18 protein-coding genes are annotated in these 17,232 nt (G+C 62.9%); 11 read left to right on the top strand and 7 right to left on the bottom strand.

Features of this window, described 5'->3' with window-relative positions; genetic code table 11:
* The first annotated feature begins 9 nt into the window (after positions 1-9).
* The 9 genes from NCR93_RS27315 to NCR93_RS27275 all read left to right on the top strand — a co-directional run bounded on the left by NCR93_RS27315 (position 10) and on the right by NCR93_RS27275 (position 7,997).
* Complete coding sequence (locus NCR93_RS27315) at positions 10-1,734, top strand: FAD-dependent oxidoreductase (RefSeq protein ID WP_008346126.1); 1,725 nt, start codon at positions 10-12, stop codon at positions 1,732-1,734.
* Positions 1,731-2,108, top strand: coding sequence for a c-type cytochrome (locus tag NCR93_RS27310; protein WP_175980303.1), 378 nt, complete (start codon positions 1,731-1,733; stop codon positions 2,106-2,108). Before NCR93_RS27315 ends, NCR93_RS27310 begins: the two co-directional genes overlap by 4 nt.
* Positions 2,109-2,131: 23 nt before the next feature.
* Positions 2,132-2,578 (top strand): nuclear transport factor 2 family protein, encoded by a 447-nt coding sequence (locus NCR93_RS27305; protein ID WP_008346123.1) that lies wholly within the window; start codon positions 2,132-2,134, stop codon positions 2,576-2,578.
* A 137-nt stretch (positions 2,579-2,715) separates the two neighbouring features.
* The gene (locus NCR93_RS27300) at positions 2,716-3,207 is read left to right on the top strand and encodes a cupin domain-containing protein (protein WP_033536925.1); all 492 of its coding nucleotides are present in this window, start codon (positions 2,716-2,718) and stop codon (positions 3,205-3,207) included.
* 38 nt (positions 3,208-3,245) lie between these two features.
* Positions 3,246-4,241: a hypothetical protein gene (locus NCR93_RS27295; RefSeq protein ID WP_033536888.1), complete on the top strand. Its 996-nt coding sequence runs from the start codon at positions 3,246-3,248 to the stop codon at positions 4,239-4,241.
* A gap of 90 nt (positions 4,242-4,331) precedes the next feature.
* A complete protein-coding gene (locus NCR93_RS27290; protein ID WP_175980304.1) occupies positions 4,332-5,795 on the top strand; it encodes an aldehyde dehydrogenase family protein in 1,464 nt (487 codons plus the stop codon).
* Positions 5,796-5,809: 14 nt separating this feature from the next.
* Positions 5,810-6,865: a maleylacetate reductase gene (locus NCR93_RS27285; RefSeq protein WP_175980305.1), complete on the top strand. Its 1,056-nt coding sequence runs from the start codon at positions 5,810-5,812 to the stop codon at positions 6,863-6,865.
* A complete protein-coding gene (locus tag NCR93_RS27280; protein ID WP_175980306.1) occupies positions 6,862-7,680 on the top strand; it encodes an intradiol ring-cleavage dioxygenase in 819 nt (272 codons plus the stop codon). Before NCR93_RS27285 ends, NCR93_RS27280 begins: the two co-directional genes overlap by 4 nt.
* Positions 7,677-7,997 carry a Rieske (2Fe-2S) protein gene (locus tag NCR93_RS27275; RefSeq protein WP_175980307.1) on the top strand — a complete coding sequence of 107 codons (321 nt, stop codon included), beginning with the start codon at positions 7,677-7,679 and terminating at the stop codon, positions 7,995-7,997. Before NCR93_RS27280 ends, NCR93_RS27275 begins: the two co-directional genes overlap by 4 nt.
* Here the strand turns inward: NCR93_RS27275 and NCR93_RS27270 are convergent.
* On the bottom strand, positions 7,990-8,898 hold the full coding sequence (locus tag NCR93_RS27270; protein ID WP_175980308.1) for a lipopolysaccharide biosynthesis protein: 909 nt from the start codon (positions 8,896-8,898) through the stop codon (positions 7,990-7,992). The genes NCR93_RS27275 and NCR93_RS27270 overlap by 8 nt on opposite strands.
* 40 nt (positions 8,899-8,938) lie before the next feature.
* Here NCR93_RS27270 and NCR93_RS32060 point away from each other — a divergent pair, with 40 nt between their 5' ends.
* On the top strand, positions 8,939-9,352 hold the full coding sequence (locus NCR93_RS32060; protein ID WP_175980309.1) for a hypothetical protein: 414 nt from the start codon (positions 8,939-8,941) through the stop codon (positions 9,350-9,352).
* A gap of 254 nt (positions 9,353-9,606) precedes the next feature.
* On the opposite strand, the gene NCR93_RS27265 is transcribed toward NCR93_RS32060, so the two are convergent.
* From NCR93_RS27265 to NCR93_RS27250, 4 genes are read right to left on the bottom strand one after another with little or no spacing between them, the layout of a single operon-like run.
* Positions 9,607-10,350: a FadR/GntR family transcriptional regulator gene (locus NCR93_RS27265; protein WP_008346102.1), complete on the bottom strand. Its 744-nt coding sequence runs from the start codon at positions 10,348-10,350 to the stop codon at positions 9,607-9,609.
* 19 nt (positions 10,351-10,369) lie between these two features.
* Positions 10,370-11,161, bottom strand: coding sequence for an ATP-binding cassette domain-containing protein (locus NCR93_RS27260; RefSeq protein WP_175980310.1), 792 nt, complete (start codon positions 11,159-11,161; stop codon positions 10,370-10,372).
* Positions 11,161-12,171, bottom strand: coding sequence for an ABC transporter permease (locus tag NCR93_RS27255; RefSeq protein WP_008346099.1), 1,011 nt, complete (start codon positions 12,169-12,171; stop codon positions 11,161-11,163). The genes NCR93_RS27260 and NCR93_RS27255 overlap by 1 nt, the downstream gene beginning before the upstream one ends.
* Complete coding sequence (locus NCR93_RS27250) at positions 12,171-13,277, bottom strand: sugar ABC transporter substrate-binding protein (protein WP_008346098.1); 1,107 nt, start codon at positions 13,275-13,277, stop codon at positions 12,171-12,173. The genes NCR93_RS27255 and NCR93_RS27250 overlap by 1 nt, the downstream gene beginning before the upstream one ends.
* A gap of 325 nt (positions 13,278-13,602) precedes the next feature.
* Here NCR93_RS27250 and NCR93_RS27245 point away from each other — a divergent pair, with 325 nt between their 5' ends.
* Positions 13,603-15,345 carry an IlvD/Edd family dehydratase gene (locus tag NCR93_RS27245; protein ID WP_008346097.1) on the top strand — a complete coding sequence of 581 codons (1,743 nt, stop codon included), beginning with the start codon at positions 13,603-13,605 and terminating at the stop codon, positions 15,343-15,345.
* Between the two features lie 3 nt (positions 15,346-15,348).
* Here the strand turns inward: NCR93_RS27245 and NCR93_RS27240 are convergent, their stop codons facing one another.
* Together NCR93_RS27240 and NCR93_RS27235 are read right to left on the bottom strand one after the other, a co-directional pair.
* On the bottom strand, positions 15,349-16,272 hold the full coding sequence (locus NCR93_RS27240) for a DMT family transporter (RefSeq protein WP_175980311.1): 924 nt from the start codon (positions 16,270-16,272) through the stop codon (positions 15,349-15,351).
* A 99-nt stretch (positions 16,273-16,371) separates the two neighbouring features.
* Positions 16,372-17,139, bottom strand: a complete 768-nt coding sequence (locus NCR93_RS27235; RefSeq protein WP_175980312.1) for a DeoR/GlpR family DNA-binding transcription regulator — start codon at positions 17,137-17,139, stop codon at positions 16,372-16,374.
* Positions 17,140-17,232 lie beyond the last annotated feature (93 nt).

Genomic DNA, 17,232 nt, shown 5'->3' with positions numbered 1-17,232 from the left:
GAGACAAACATGAGTGAGACCAACAAGCTTTCTGCCGCATCGCGGCGCAGCTTCATCAAGGCCGCTGGCGCAGGAACGGCGGCGGCGGCGTTCGGCGCGGTGTCGCTCACGGCGCGCGCGGCGAGCGATGTCAAGTTCGACGCGGAGTATGACGTGGTCGTGTGCGGCGGCGGTGGCGGCGGATTGCCGTGCGCGCTGTTCTCGCGCTGGCTGGGAAACCGCGTCGTGATTCTCGAGAAGGCAGGCAGCGTAGGCGGCACGGCCGCGAAGGCCGCGTTCTGGTACTGGGTGCCGAACAACGAGCCGATGCGCCGCGCGGGCATCGCCGATCCGAAGCCTGATTACATGCGCTATGTCGCGCGTCTGTCGCGGCCCGAGCAATACGATCCGTCATTGCCGAAGCTCGGTCTGTCCGACTGGGAGTACGAGATGTGCGAGGCGATCTACGACAGCGCATCGCCGGCGGCGGAGTTGCTCGCGAGCAAGGGCGCGCTGCCGTATCGGCATGAAGGCGCGGTGCCGGATTACTGGGCCGAGTTGCCCGAAGACAAGGCGCCGCGCGGCCGCGTGCTGTTTCCTAAAGACGGCTTGCCGAGCATGTCGGACGGCGGCCGCGTCGCGATCCGCACGATGAGCGCGGCAGCACGCCGAGACGGCATCGACATCAAGACGGGTTATCGCGTGCAGAAAGTGCTCGTCGATGAAACGGGCGCGGTGATCGGCGTCGAATCGCTGACGGAAGAGGGCACGCTCTTTCGCGTGCGCGCAAAGAAGGCGGTGATCTTCGCGACCGGCGGCTTCACGCACGATCCCGAGTTGCGCAAGAACTTCCTGCACGGCGCGGTGTATGGCGGTTGTGCAGCGCCAACCAACGAAGGCGATTTCGTGCGGATTTCCAGCGCGCTCGACGTGCAGTTGCGCAACATGAACTACTCGTGGATGGCGCCGATCTCGCTCGACAAGGCCATCGCGAAGGATGGCTCGCTGTCCGGCATCTTCACGCCCACGGGCGATTCGATGCTCTACGTGAACAAGTACGGCAAGCGCGTCGTGAACGAGAAGCTCGCATACAACGAGGTCTGTGCGGCGTTCTCCGAATGGGACGGCGCGAAGGGCGAGTATCCGAATCTCACGCTCGTTTCCATCTGGGATCAGCAGGCGCAGGAGCATTGCGCAAGCGATGACTACGGCAGCCTCATCGTTCCCAAGGGATCGAACGACCGGCACGTACTGCGCGGCAACACGCTTGCGGAACTGGCGGGCGCGATTCGCGAACGCATGGCGAAGTACCAGAGCGCGCTCGGTAGCGCCACGTTGAGCGACGACTTCGTGCGCAGTCTCGACGCGACGATCAAGCGTTTCAACGGCTTCGCGAAGACGGGCGTGGATCAGGACTTCCATCGCGGCGAGCGCATCGTCGAGAAGCTTTTCAACGGACCCGTATCGAAGAAAGCCGATCAGAAGAACGAGACGATGTATCCGCTCTCGGCCAAAGGACCGTATTACGCGGCGCTCATCGTCGCAGGCAATCTTGATACCAAAGGCGGTCCGAAGACCAATTCGCATGGGCAAGTGCTCGATACGCGCGGCGAGCCGATCAAGGGTTTGTACGGCGTGGGCAATTGCGTGGCGTCGGCGTCCGCGCGTGCTTACTGGGCGGGCGGCGGCACGCTCGGACCGATCATCGCGTTCGCGTATCGCGCGGCGCAATCAGCCAATGGAGGTCAATCATGATTCGGATGGCTAACTTAATTGCGATATTCGCGCTCGCCAGTTCTGCGGCACATGCCCAGCAGGACAGCGTCGCGATCGGCAAGAAACTCACGACGAACAACTGCGCCGTGTGCCACACCTTCGGCAAGGGCGAACCCAACGGACAAGGGCCGAATCTCTTCGGCATCGTCGGCAAGCCGATGGCATCGGAGCCCGGATTCAAGTATTCGGCGGGCATGAAGGCGGCCGCGTCGGGCAAGGTCTGGGACGACAAGCTGCTCGACGCGTGGCTCACCGACACGCAAGCCGTCGCGCCCGGCAACGCGATGACCTATTTCGAAGGCGACGAAGCACGGCGGCAAAAAATCATCGCGTATCTGCGCACGCTGCATTGAATCCGACATCAGGAGACTAAAGCATGAACCCCATCACCATGAGCGACGAACAGCGCAAGACCATCGCGCTCGAATATCTGCGCAGGCTCGATCGCGGCGCAGCATTCTTCGATCTCTTCGACGATCACGCCGAAGTCTATTTCCCCAAATGGGGCATCGCGACAGGCCGCGCGGCCTTTGAACAACTCTTCGCGGACCTCGGCTCGATCGTCGCGAAGTTCAAGCACGATCTCGCGTATCTGAACGTGATCCAGCAGGGCGATACGGTGGTCATCGAAGGCACGAGTTACGGCACGACGCAAAGCGGCGTCGACTGGCGCGCGGGCGTCACGCACGCGGGCCGCTGGATCGATGTCTTCGAGATCCGCGACTTCAAGATCCAGCGCTGCTTCATCTATCTCGACCCGGATTACGAAAGCGCGGACACGCAGCGCTATCCGTGGCTCGCGGATAAAAACGCGCAAAAGTAAGTACTTTCCCTAGGGCTGCGATCGAGCACGCATCGTTCGGCAAACGCGAACCTCGATTCATTGCCTCGCAGCGCTCGCCGCCCTAATCTTGATTCCAGCGCGACACCGCGAACGTGACCGCGGACATGGAGACAGACATGCAACAGACCCGACTCGGCAGCCTCGATAACTATCGCAAAGGCAATATCGAAATCATCAAGGGACAGGCATCGCATTACGTGATGTCCAACGTGTTCGACGTGGCGAGCCAGTCCGCGCCGTACGAAAAAGTGGTCGTCGGCAAGAACCTCAAGTACGTGATCGAAACGCTGCGCGCGGAAGGCGTGTCGGCGTGGTTCACGGCATCGCACGATGAATTCGTCGTCGCGCTCGATGGCGAGATCGACGTGCACTTCATCAAGCCTTCAGATGGCGCGCTCGTAAGCGCCGATATCGAAGGCTCGGTGAAACTCGAAGGCGAGCCCTCAGGCCAGAAGATGGGCTTCGTGCGCTTGCGTCGCGGACATCAGGCGCTGCTGCCTGCGGGCGCGGCGTATCGCTTCGAAGCGAGAAAGACCGGCGTGCTGCTCGTGCAGACGATTGCCGGCGCGGAATCGGTCGAGAAATGGGCCGACATCTGCATCCAGTAACGCCGCCGCGAACTCTCATCTTTCGGAGCAAAAACATCATGGATCAAGCCATTTTTCTGCAAAGCGTCGTCGCCACCGACCCCGATGCGTCCACCGGCTATCGCACGTTCAAGCTCGGCGAGTTCGAGTTCAGCCGCGACGCGTATTTCGTCACCGTGAAGTGGCCGGCAGAAGGACAGACGCGCTCGCATCAGATGCACGCCGACGACTTCCTGCGCGCGATGATGCGCGACGTCGCGTGGGGTTTCTTCTACGGCTGGGTCAATTTCGATGAAGTGATCGGCACGCGCAATCACTACGGCAAGGTCGACATGTATGCCGGCGCGTACAACGCGAGCTTCCGCGAAGCGGGCGTCGATTACACGCAGCAATTCGAAACGCCGATCATCATGGCGACGTTCAAGGCAATCCTGAAGGACTGGGTGAACGAAGGCTTCGATCCGTTCGCGGCTCCCGAGGAAACCGGCTCGGCATTCGGCGCCAAGCACGGCGACAACATCGCGGCGATCGACCGCACGCGCATCGCGACGAAGCGCATGCCGGGCCTCGAAGGCGATTCGCCGTTGCGCGACGACTTCCCGGTGAATCGCCAGTTCGCGGATGTATCGCAAGACGAGCCGGAGATTCACGCGGAGCCTGAATTCGAAGGGCAATTGCACGCGTTCAGCCTCTTCAAGTATCTGTCGCGTTCGGACGTGACGTGGAATCCATCGGTCACGTCCGTGTGCAAGCAAAGCCTCTTTTGCCCGACGACCGAGGAATTCGTGCTGCCGGTTTTTCACGGCAACGATCGCGTCGAGTGGTTCCTGCAACTGTCGGATCAGATCATCTGGGATGTGGCCGACAAGGACACCGGCGAGCCGCGCGCGCGCATCACGATGAACGCCGGCGATATCGCCGCGATGCCCGCCGACATCCGCCACAAGGGTTATTCGCAGAAACGCTCGATGCTTCTCGTCTGGGAGAACGCGACGCCCGATCTGCCGAGGCGCTACGAAAGCGGCGAACTGCCGCCGTATCCGGTCGCGTTCTAAGCCGCCTACGGTTTCCCTTCGACAAGAACGATGCCTTGAAAAAGGCGTCGCGGGGAACGCTTCGTCTTCAATCTTCGACACGAGCAAGACATGCAAACGCAACTCTTCATCGACGGCCGCTTCGTGGCCGCCCTGTCCGGCGAAACGCTCGCGACACTGAATCCGCACGACAACAGCGAGATCGCGCAAGTCTCGATGGCCGGCCGCGAGGATGTCGATCGCGCGGTTCAAGCCGCAAAAAAGGCATTCCCGGCGTGGAGCGCGATGGCGGCGGCGGATCGCGGACGCCTGCTCCTGAAACTCGCCGACGCTATCGAAGCGAACGCCGATGAACTCGCGCGCCTCGAATCGATGGACACCGGCCATCCGATTCGCGATACGCGCAATCTCGACGTGCCGCGCACGGCCGCGACGTTCCGCTATTTCGGCGGCATGGCCGACAAGTTCGAAGGCTCGGTGATTCCTGTCGAAGCCGGCTTTCTCAACTATCTGACGCGCGAACCGGTCGGCATCGTCGGACAAGTGGTGCCGTGGAATTTTCCGCTGATGTTCACGAGCTGGAAGATGGCGCCCGCGCTCGCGGCGGGCAATTGCGTCGTGATGAAGCCCGCCGAACTCACGCCCTTGTCGAGCCTCGCGATCGCGCAGTTGATGGCCGAGGTCGGCTTTCCGGCGGGCGTCGTGAACGTGCTGCCGGGTCTCGGTCACGTCGCGGGTCAATACATCGCGGAGCACCCGGAGATCGGCAAGGTGGCGTTCACCGGATCGACGGCGGTGGGCCGCAAGATCGTGCAGGCATCGAGCGGCAATCTGAAGAAAGTGCAGCTCGAACTCGGCGGCAAAGGGGCGAACGTCGTGTTCGGCGACGCGAATCTCGATGCTGTCGTGCAAGGTTCCGCGTTCGGCATCTTTCATAATCAAGGGCAGGCGTGCATTGCGGCATCGCGGCTGATCGTGCACGAATCCATCGCCGATGACTTGCTCGAACGCTTTACGTCGCTCGCGCGCTCGATCCGCATCGGCGATCCGCTCGATCCGTCCACGGAAATGGGTCCGCTCACATCGCAGATGCATCGCGATCGCGTGCTTTCGTATGTCGATGTCGCGCGGGAGCAGGGCGGTCGCGTGCTCGCGGGCGGCAAGTCGCCGGACGCCGCGGGGCTCGCGAAAGGCTGCTATGTCGAACCGACCATCGTGCAGGCGAAGCCGACCGATCGCGTCGCGCAGGAGGAAGTGTTCGGCCCGTTCGTCACCGTCAGCACGTTCAAATCGGATGAAGAAGGACTGGCGATTGCCAACGGCACCGAATACGGCCTGGGCGCGGGACTCTGGACGCGCGATCTGCAACGCGCGCATCTCTTCGCGCGGCAACTGAAGAGCGGCATGGTGTGGATCAACTGCTACAAGCGCGTGAGTCCGGGATCGCCTTTCGGCGGCGTCGGCGCGAGCGGATACGGACGCGAGATGGGCTTCGAAGTGATGCGCGAATATACTCAGGCAAAGTCGGTGTGGGTGAATGTCGACGCCAATATTCCGCCTTACTATCCACGTTGAGCGCACCCGAAATCATGCAATCGTTCGTTTATCAGGGCATGCCGTCGCGCGTCGTGTTCGGTGCCGGAAGCATCGAACACGTCGAACGCGAGATCGAACTTCTGGGCGCAAGGCGCGCGCTCATTCTCTCGACGCCGCCGCAACGCGATCAGGCCGAAGCGCTCGCCGAACGCATCGGACATCGCGCGGCGGGCGTGTTCGCCGAAGCGGTGATGCACGTTCCCGTCGAAACGGCGCGCGCGGCGCGGGAGTATGCGGAGCGCATCGGCGCGGATTGCGCGATCGCCATCGGCGGCGGCTCAACGACCGGTCTCGGCAAGGCGATCGCGTTGACATCGTCATTGCCGATACTCGCCGTGCCGACCACTTACGCAGGCTCGGAAATGACGCCGATCTACGGCCTCACCGAAGCCGGCTTGAAGAAGACCGGCCGCGACATGCGCGTGCTGCCGAAAACCGTGATCTACGATCCGCAACTCACGGTCTCGCTGCCTGCGTCGCTTTCAGTGACGAGCGGCATCAACGCGATCGCGCACGCTGCCGAAGGACTGTACGCGCAGGACGCGAATCCCATCGTGAGCCTGATGGCCGAAGAAGGCATTCGCGCGCTCGCGCAAGGGATCGGCAAGGTCGTCCGGAATCCTGAGGATATGAATGCGCGCAGCGATTGTCTCTACGGCGCTTGGCTGTGCGGCGCGGTGCTCGGAAGCGTAGGCATGTCGTTGCATCACAAGCTGTGTCATACGCTCGGCGGTACGTTCAATCTGCCGCACGCGGAAACGCATACCATCGTGCTGCCGCACGCGCTCGCCTATAACCGCGATGCCGCGCCCGGCGCGATGAAGCGCATCGCTCGCGCATTGGACGCCGACGATGCCGCGCAAGGCACATTCGACCTCGCACGGGCGAACGGCGCGCCGACCGCGCTCAAGGACATCGGCATGAAGGAGAGCGATATCGACATCGCCGTCGATATCGCGTTGAAAAGCCCGTACTGGAATCCGCGTCCGGTCGAACGCGCGCCGCTGCGTGCGCTGATCGAAGCGGCCTACGAAGGACGACGACCATGAACGAACACCTCACGCAATCCGTCGCCGACGCCTTCGGCCAATGCGCCGATGCGCGCACGAAGGAGATCGTCGTCGCGCTGGTGCGTCATCTGCATGCGTTCGCGCGCGAAGTGAACCTCACGCACGACGAATGGCGACGCGGCATCGAGTTCCTCACGGCGACGGGCAAGAAGTGCGACGGCATCCGGCAGGAGTTCATTCTGCTGTCGGATACGCTGGGGCTTTCCATCGTGCTCGACGACATCAATCAGCATCACGATGAAGCCGCGACCGAGAGCAGTCTGCTCGGCCCGTTCTATCGCGATGGCGTGAAGGAATCGGCGTTCGGCGCGAACATCGCGCAAAGCGATGGCGAGCCGGTGTTCTTTCATGGCACGGTCGGCGACGTGAACGGCAAGCCCGTCGCCGATGCGCTGATCGAAGTCTGGCAAACCGCGCCGAACGGCATGTACGAAGGGCAAGACCCGGATCAGCCGGAAGGCAATCTGCGCGGGCGCTTTCGCACGAATGCCGACGGCGCGTACGCGTTCCATTCGATCAAGCCGACGAGCTATCCGATTCCGACCGATGGTCCCGTCGGCCAGATGCTCGTCGCGACGGGACGTCATCCGATGCGTCCCGCGCACATCCATTTTCGTATCGACGCACCCGGCTACGAGCCGCTGACAACCGCGCTCTACTCGTCCGACGATCCGTATGTGAACTCCGATGCAGTGTTCGGCGTGAAGCGCTCGCTCGTCATCGAGTATGTGGCGAAGGAGGGCGGTTACGAGGTGGCGCGCGATTTCACGCTGCTCGTGAAGGAGCCCGCGTGAACGTTCTTTGCGCGCTCGACGACATTCCCGATGGCGGCGGCTTCGAAGCCGCGCCATCGGTTCTCGTTCTGCGACGCGGCGGCGATGCGTGGGCGTATCGCAACGTTTGCCCGCATTTCTCGATACCGCTCAACTACGAGCCCGACGCGTTCTGGACCTATGAAGGCGCGCTGCTGATGTGCGCGCATCACAGCGCGATGTTTCGCTTCGAAGACGGCGTGTGCGTCGATGGTCCATGCCTTGGCGCGAGTCTCAGGCACATACCCATCTGCATCGACAATGGCCGCGTGCTGATCGAAGGGGAAAGCATCACATAGGATGCGCCGCGACGAAATTCTTGTACGCGGCATAGGCGTCCTTCTGCGTGTGGCCGTCGTTCTCGAGCAAGCCGTATGCGCCGCCGCCCGGAAGACCCGCCGGATCGTCGTAGAGTTGGTACGTCTGAACCGATTCGATGCCGTAGGTCGATGCGAGCGCGACGAACTGCGCCAACATCTTGTTGCCGACGAGATATGCCGCGATCTGCTGATCGGTGCCGAAGTTCGGGCGCACGCCGGCCTCGTTGATCCAGATCGGCTTGCCGAGCGCCTGAAGCGCCGCGAGCACGTTGTGACAGCCCGTGCCGCCGCACGCGTTGGTGATGTCGTTCATGTCCGAGTACCAGTGCCACGCGGTGATGTCCCAATTCACGACCTCATGCCCCGTGCTGCCATCCGGCTCCGTGCCGGCCGCGAGCATTTGCGCGAAGCCGTAGTGCAGCCAGGTGCCGCCGCCCAGAATGATCTTCCCCGACGTATCGACCGACTTGATGCCCGCGATCATCCCGCGAATGACGCCGCGCAGGATCCTGAACTTGACGGCATCGTATTGCGACGGAAGCACGCCATCGACATTGCCGAGCAACAGCGCCGATTCCATCTCGTTCGTGACCTCGTAGTACGCATAGCGGCGCGAACTCGCCGTCTGTTGGCCGAGCGCGAAACCGGCGTTGTAGCCGTCGGTTTCGTTGATGAACGTGGCGATATCCATCAGGATCACCGGATACACGGTGACGCCGCCTGCCGCCATGATGTCGGCGATGCCCGCGAGCTTGTTCGCGGTGCCCTGGCTATAGACCTCGTTGCGATACAGCTTCGCGCCGAGATCCTGCAATTGCGAAAGCTGCAGCGCGGGGCTGGAGATATCGTAGGCGCCGCCTTCATTGTTGTGACCGTTCACGCCGTAGAAGAGTCGCGCGGACGGCGTCGGCGTCGGCGTCGTGGTGCCTGTGTTGCCGGTGCTCGAGTTATCGGTGCTCGTGCTATCCGTGCTCGACGCCGGAGCGGGCGCGCTGGCCGTGGGCGAAGATGTGCCGCTCGACGCGGCGTCGTCGGAGGTGTCGCTCGCGGTGGCGGGCGGGCTCGTCGTGAGCTTGGTCGTCCCCGTGCCCGATGGCGATGTATCCGATCCCGTCACGCTCGCGGAAGAAGCCGACGCGCTGCCGCTCTGCGCGGCGCTACTCGATGATGCGTTGTCGCTGCCGCCGCCACCGCCGCCGCCGCATGCGGCGACCAACACGCTCACCGCTGCAACGAGCGCAATAGACTTGAATCGGATGAAGCGGAAGGCCGGAGCGAAGTTCGTCATTTCAATACGGATTACTAAGTGGCTGACATCCATCTCCACGAAGTAGGCGTACGTTGCGCGAGTCGTCCGGACGAACGCGGACGGACCGGTAACGGACCTTCGTCCCGCGTCGGACGCAGGAACGGTGGAATGCTTGTCGATTAACCCCGGTGAGCCGTCCGGAAGAGGGCGCTGCCGGACACGTGGGGCGAAGAGGAGACCGCGTCGAAGCCGGTCTCAATAGGGTTTACGGCAGGGATGAACGGGACTTGAACGAATTTCGTCCGATGCAAACGTTACGACGCGAAAGATCGGGAAAACTTACCCGGAGAGGGGACGGTCCGGTTCGAGCGCCGCGCCGCCGAGGATGGACGTGGCGTCGGCGCGTGCGTTGTCGAGCTGCACGACGCTCGCCTGACGCGCCGCGAGCGCATCGCGGTTCGCGATCGCGGTGAAGATCGCCTTGTGACGCGGTAGTGACAGCGCGTGCGTATTCGGGTGGCGGCTCGTGAGCTTGATCGACTCGCTGAGCGCGAGCGACAGCATGTTGCCGATATACGCGAGCATGTCGTTGTGCGTGGCCGCCATGATCGAGCGATGAAACTCGAGGTCCGGAACGAGCAGATCGGCGGCGGTCTGCGCACCTTCCATGCGCTCATACGCAGCGCCGATGCGCGCGATGTCGTCATCCGTCGCGGAGATGGCCGCGAGCGCGGCAGCGGCCGGTTCGATGATCTGGCGGACTGTCATCAGCGAGCGGAAGAACTCGCCTTCGGGAAGATGGCTGATGGTCCAGACGAGCACGTCGGGGTCGAGCATGTGCCATTCGTCGCGCGCGCGCACGACGCTGCCCACGCGCGGCTTCGATACGACGAGCCCCTTCGCGACGAGCACGCGCGTCGCTTCGCGCAGCACGGGACGGCTCACGCCGTAGCTTTCGCAGAGCGTGGGCTCGGCGGGCAGACGCTCGCCCGGCGCAATGCGCCCGCTTACGATCTGCATGCCGAGCTCCTGCACGATGCGTCCGTGCATGCTCTTGCGTTGCTTGGGGTTGCGGTAATCCATAACGCGCAGCTCGAAACGGCTATTGAGCGGTCGTCGCGCGCATCGCCCGATATTCCCGTCTCACGATATCCATCAGTTCCGCGACCGATGTGTTCGCGCTGCGCTGCTCGTAAGTCACGCGGCCGCGCTGCATCAACATGATGCGATCCGCGATGTCCAGCGTCTGCGCATAGTTGTGCATGATCATGATGATCGAGAGGCCGCCCTTTTCCTTCAAACGCATCACGAGATCGATGATGAGCGCGGCCTCGCGCGCGCCCATCGCGGCGAGCGGCTCGTCGAGCAACAGGATTTTCGCGTTCGAATGCACCGCGCGCGCGACCGCGATCGCCTGACGCTGACCGCCCGACAGACGCTCGACCGGCAGATCGACCGAAGGCACATGTACGCCGATATCCTCGAGACATTGCGCCGCGCGCTCGCGCATCTGCTTGTGGTCGACGAGCCTGAACGGACCGCGCCGCACGATCTCGCGATTGAGGAACATGTTGTGATAAATCGACAGCGAATTCGCGAGCGCAAGGTCCTGATACACGCATTCGATGCCGAGCGCGCGCGCATGATCGACGGACTTCAGCAGCGTTTCCTCGCCGTGCACATGCAGCGTGCCGCTCGTCTGCTGATGAAAGCCCGTGAGAATCTTCACGAGCGTCGACTTGCCCGCGCCGTTGTCGCCGAGAATGCCGAGAATCTCGCCACGGCCGAGCGTAAGCGACACGCCGTCGAGCGCCGTCACCGCGCCGAAGCGTTTGACGAGCTTGTCGCCGCGCAGCGCGAGATCGGTGGCGGCTACTGCTTGCGGGTCTGCCATCACCGTGCTCCCTTGCGGCGAATGCGGCCGATGTGGATATTGAAGATCATCGCGGCGAGAATCGCGGCGCCGAGAATGATGTTGAACGTGAACGCGTTGATGCCGATGAGCGTGAAGCCATCGCTCAGAATGCCGAGCACCGCCGCGCCGAGCAGTCCGCCGACAATCGTGCCCGAGCCGCCCGTCAAGGGCGTCCCGCCGATCACGGCAGCGGCCACGGCGAGGAACATGATCTGATTGCCGCCCGCTTGCGGATCGATCGACGTGATGCGAAAGCTTTCGAGAATGCCCGTGAATCCGGCGAGCACCGCCGCGAGCACGAAATTGCCGAGCCGCAGCCGGTTCACATGAATGCCCGCTTCGCTCGCGCCGAGCGGATTCGCGCCCGCCGCCTGCGTGTGCAGACCCCAGCGCGTATGCCGCAACAGCACATGCATGACGAACGCGATCGCAACGGTCCAGATGATCTCGCTATAGCCCCACGCGCCCATCACGGCGGCGAATTCCGGCGAGCCCGGCGTCGCGGCGGGCGTGCCCCGCGAGACGGTCAGCGTGATGCCGTTGATGAGAAAGAGCGTGCCGAGCGTCGTCACGAACGAAGGCAGGCGCAGAAAGACCGTCACCGCGCCGTTCACGAAGCCGATGATCGCCGCGGCGATGAGCCCCGCGATCACCGCGAGCCACATCGGCGCGCCCGCTTCGTTCGCGAACACCATCATGAACGGCGCGAATGCGAAGACCATGCCCGCCGACAGATCGATGTCGCCGCCGATCATCAGCATGATCTCGCCGAACGCGATGATCGCGACCGGCGCGACATACTGCGAAAGGTTGACGAGGCTCGCGTTGCTGAACAGGAAGTCGTGGTTGATGAACTGGAAGTAAGCCGCGAGCAGCACGGCCACGAGGAGGATGCGCAACTCCGGCGCCCAATGCGACGCCCACGCACCGCGCGGACTGGCGATCCGCGCGGGCGTCGTTGCTTTACGGGGTTCGTTCACTGTGTTCATCAGGACTTGATCGCCCCTTTCATCGGCACGATTTGCGGCTTGGTGGTCTTGCCTTCATAACGCGTCGACGTGTTGAGATACGGCTCCACCGTATCCTTCGTCACGAACTTGAGACCGGTATTGATGTTCGCCGGCCCGACGAGCCCGCCCGACGCGAGGAACACGAACGCTTCCATCACCGTGTAGAAGCCCTGCACATACGGCTGCTGGTCGATGGTGAAATCGAGGAAGCCTTCGTGGATGAGCTGGATCGTCTGCGGCAACAGATCGAAGCCGCCGCCATGCACGCCCTTCGAAGGCAGGTTCGATTCCTTCATCACTTGCGCGACGCCTTGCGTGCTGCCGGCATCGACTGCGAACATGCCTTTCAGGTCCTGATGGCCGAGATAGAACGACTTGATCTTCGACAGTTCTTCGTTGACGGTCGCGCCCGTCGCAACGGTCTGAATGTCGATCTTCTTGCCGGATTTCTTGATCGCATCGCTCGCGCCGTCGAGACGCGGCTGAATGTTCAACTGTCCCGGCGTCGCGATGAAAAGCGCGACCATGCCGCTGTCGATCATGCTGGCGATTCGCTCGCCCATCTGATAACCCGACAGATACAGATCCTGTCCGATGTAAGCGAGCCGCGGATTCGTCTTGCCGCGCGGCGCATCGGCGTTGTAAGCGAATACGGGAATGCCGGCGTCGAGCGCGGCCTGAATGGGCTTGTCGAATGCGTTCGGATCGACGATCGGCACGGCGATCGCATCGGCTTTCGCAGCGATCGCAGAATTCACCGCGCGCACCATTTCGCCCGCGTCGGACGTGGCCGAGCCGGTCCACTGATAGTCCATGCCGAACATGGAGCACGCATCCTGAATGCCGTATTGCGTCGGCACGAAGAACGGGTTCGTCGTCACATGATTGACGAACACGATCTTCCATTTCTTGTGCTGCGGAAACGCCGCTTCGGCCGCCTGCGCGGACGAGATCAAACCGCCGCCACCGGTCACGCCGCCCAGGAGCGACAGCGCCGCGCCGAGTCCCGCGCCCTGCATGATGCCGCGCCGGCCCGCGCTGATGAGCTTGCTGTCGTTTGCGTCGTCATCCCGATTCTGCGCCATGTGTTCCTCCGGTCTCTTCTTCGTTGGTCGATGGGTCGACTCATCGTCGATCGCTGTCAGATACTGGGTTTCACGGCACGTCATACACACGCGGCTTTCATCGATGAAAGAACGAAGCGTTGCGGATGACCATGCGAACAGTGCGAGAGGGCGATTCGAGAGCGCGGCGTTTTGAACTAGTAATTGGGACGACGAAGCCCGCGCGCTGACTTCAATAGACAAACTATATGCAGAGTGTTTTGACGTGGCGATTAGCGTTTTCCCGGTACGCCCCATCGATATAGTCATGCTATTTATAGGTCTTTCCCATCAAGTGATCAAAGCCATGAGCGCCCCAAAAGCCAAGCTCCGTTCGGCCGCGTGGTTCGGCACCGCCGACAAGAACGGGTTCATGTACCGGAGCTGGATGAAAAACCAGGGCATTCCGGACCACGAGTTCGCGGGCAAGCCGATCATCGGCATATGTAATACGTGGTCCGAACTAACGCCGTGCAATTCGCACTTCCGCAAGCTCGCCGAGCACGTGAAGCGCGGCGTGTTCGAAGCGGGCGGGTTCCCCGTCGAGTTTCCGGTGTTCTCCAACGGCGAATCGAATTTGCGTCCCACCGCGATGTTCACGCGCAATCTCGCGAGCATGGACGTCGAGGAAGCGATACGCGGCAATCCCGTCGATGCGGTCGTGCTGCTCGTCGGCTGTGACAAGACGACGCCCGCGTTGCTGATGGGCGCGGCGAGCTGCGACGTGCCCGCGATCGTCGTCTCGGGCGGACCGATGTTGAACGGCAAGCACGAAGGACGCGACATCGGCTCGGGCACGGTCGTATGGCAACTCAGCGAGCAGGTGAAGGCGGGCAAGATTTCGATTCACGAGTTCATGTCGGCGGAAGCGGGCATGTCGCGCTCGACGGGCACCTGCAACACGATGGGCACTGCATCGACGATGGCGTGCATGGCCGAAGCGCTCGGCGTCACGCTGCCGCACAACGCCGCGATTCCGGCGGTCGATTCGCGTCGCTATGTGCTCGCGCATCTGTCGGGCATGCGTATCGTCGAAATGGCGCTCGAGGATTTGCGTCTGTCCAAGCTGCTCACGCGCGAGGCCTTCGAAAACGCGATTCGTGCGAACGCGGCGATCGGCGGATCGACGAATGCGGCGATTCATTTGAAGGCGATCGCGGGGCGCATCGGCGTGAAGCTCGAACTCGACGACTGGACGCGCATCGGTCGCGGTACGCCCACGCTCGTCGATTTGCAGCCTTCGGGTCGCTTCCTGATGGAAGAGTTCTACTACGCCGGGGGCTTGCCCGCCGTCTTGCGGCGTCTCGGCGAAGCGAACCTGATTCCGCATCCGGATGCGCTCACCGCGAACGGCCACACGCTGTGGGAGAACGTGAAGGAAGCGCCGCTCTACAACGACGAAGTGATTCGCCCGCTCGACAAGCCGCTCGTCGCCGATGGCGGATTGTGCGTGCTGCGCGGCAATCTCGCGCCGAATGGCGCGGTGCTGAAGCCGTCGGCGGCGACGGCTGCGTTGCTGAAGCATCGCGGGCGCGCGGTCGTGTTCGAGAACTTCGACGACTACAAGCACCGTATCGCCGATCCCGATCTCGATGTCACGGCGGACTCCGTGCTCGTCATGAAGAATTGCGGGCCGAAGGGTTATCCGGGCATGGCGGAAGTCGGCAACATGGGCTTGCCGCCGAAGCTGCTCGCGCAAGGCGTGACGGACATGGTGCGCGTGTCGGATGCGCGCATGAGCGGCACCGCGTATGGCACCGTCGTGCTGCACGTCGCGCCCGAGGCACGCGCGGGCGGGCCGCTTGCGATCGTGCGCGATGGCGACTGGATCGAGCTCGATTGCGACAACGGCGTGCTACGCATCGACATCGGCGACGATGAAATCCGCGCGCGCCTCGATGCGTGGAACGCGGCGAAGAGCGAGATTCCCGAGGATAAAACGGGTTATCGCAAGCTGTACGTCGAGCACGTTCTTCAGGCCGATGAAGGTTGCGACTTCGACTTTCTCGTCGGATGCCGTGGCGCGGAAGTGCCGAAGCATTCGCACTAGCCGCTATCTGCGCGGCTTCCATGTGGCGATGGCGACGCCGAGCACGGCGACGCCCATCGCATACCATGCGGTCCTCGGCAGCACTTCGCCGAGAAAGAAGTACGACAGCACGGCGGCTGCCGGCGGCACGAAGAAGAACAGCGACGCGACCTGCGAGACCTTGCCCGCACGCGTCATCGCGAGCAGCAGCGTGATCGCGATCAGCGAATTGCCGACGACGAGATACGCGAGCGTCGCGATGAATGCCGGCGTCCATTGCACTTGCGTGTGCTCGAAGAGCAAGGCCATCGGCGCGCAAAACACGAAGCCGACGCTGTATTGCACGAGATTCGATGTCACCGGATCTTGCGCGGTCCCCAAGCGCTTTTCATAGAGCATCGCGGCCGTGATGCCGACAAGCGCGCCGATCGCCATCAGCACCGGACCGAGCGATTCCGCATGCAGCGGCCCGCGCGCGACGATCACGCCGGCCGCGCCCGCGAGCCCGAGCAGCAAGCCGATCCATCTGCGCACGCCGATGCGTTCGCCGACGAACTTCGGCGCGAGCACGCCGACGAGAATCGGCTGCAACGACACGATCAGCGCGAGCACGGACGTCGCGATGCCCGCGGTCATCGACAGATAACTCAGTCCGAAGTACATCACCTGCACGAGAAAGCCGACGACGCCGAGATGCAGCCACGCGCGCGCGTTGCGCGGCCATTTCGGACGCTTCACGGCGCATACCGCGAGCAGCACGCCGACGCTCAATGCGAAGCGTATTGCGAGAAACGTCAGCGGCGACGCGTAATGCAGGCCGGTTTTCGCAATCGGAAAGCCCGCGGACCAGAGCAGCAGAAAGAGAATCGGACCGCCGGTCGTGAGCCAGCGGCGTTCGTTGTGCGTGCTGCGGTCTTCCTTCCGGCCGATGTGCGGCGCTTGCGCCATGTTCGCGTCCCCGTGCTTGTAAGCGGATGCTGTCAAAGTACCCGATTGTAGTGTCCGCGACGCTGCGGACGACAAGGACCGTTCGCCGATCGCGTCGCCTTAATCCGCGACATGCACGGCGACATCGGCGAGACTTTCCGCGATCCATTCGGGCGGCGGGGCGTCGGTGAAGAGCGCGTCGATCTGGCTGAGATGCCCGAGTTTCACGAGCGCGGCGCGGCCGAACTTCGAATGATCCGCAACGAGAAACACCGTGCGCGACTGCTCGATGATCGCCTGCGCCACGCGCACTTCCGCGATGTCGAAGTCCCGAAGCGTGCCGTCTTCCTCGATGCTCGAAATGCCGATGATCCCGAAGTCCACCTTGAACATCCGGATGAAGTCGACGGCCTGCTCGCCCACGACGCCCTTGTCGCGCGCGCGCACTTTGCCGCCCGCGACCATCAGGTCCGCGTCGGACTCGTCCGCGAGAATGTTCGCCACGTTCAGGTTATTCGTGATGACGCGCAGGCCCGTATGCTGGCGCAGCGCGCGCGCCACTTCCTCGGTCGTCGTGCCGAGATTGATGAAGAGCGTCGCGTGATTCGGAATCTCCGCCGCGACCCGCCTCGCGATGCGACGCTTCTCGTCGAAAAACATCTCCTGACGCGCCGTGTACGCGGCGTTCTCGGAGCTCGTCAGCGCGCTCGCGCCGCCGTGATATCGGCGCAGCAGGTTCCGATCGGACAGCCAGTTGACGTCGCGCCGGATCGTCTGCGGTGTGACGTCGAATTGCGCCGCGAGGTCTTCGATGGTCGCGAAGCCGTCTCGGGCGACGCGATCCAGCAGCGCGCGCTGCCTGCCGTTCAGTGCTTGGTCGGATGTCATCGAAAGCTGCTCGGAATCGCAAAAAAATGAAAATTATCGGATGCGCGCAGTGTACGACGAAAGCCGCCGCCGACCAACGCCGGCTCTGAAATT

This window comes from Caballeronia sp. ATUFL_F1_KS39 (assembly GCF_023630985.1).
GTDB lineage: Bacteria > Pseudomonadota > Gammaproteobacteria > Burkholderiales > Burkholderiaceae > Caballeronia > Caballeronia zhejiangensis.
This window is presented reverse-complemented; position numbering and strand designations above follow the sequence as displayed.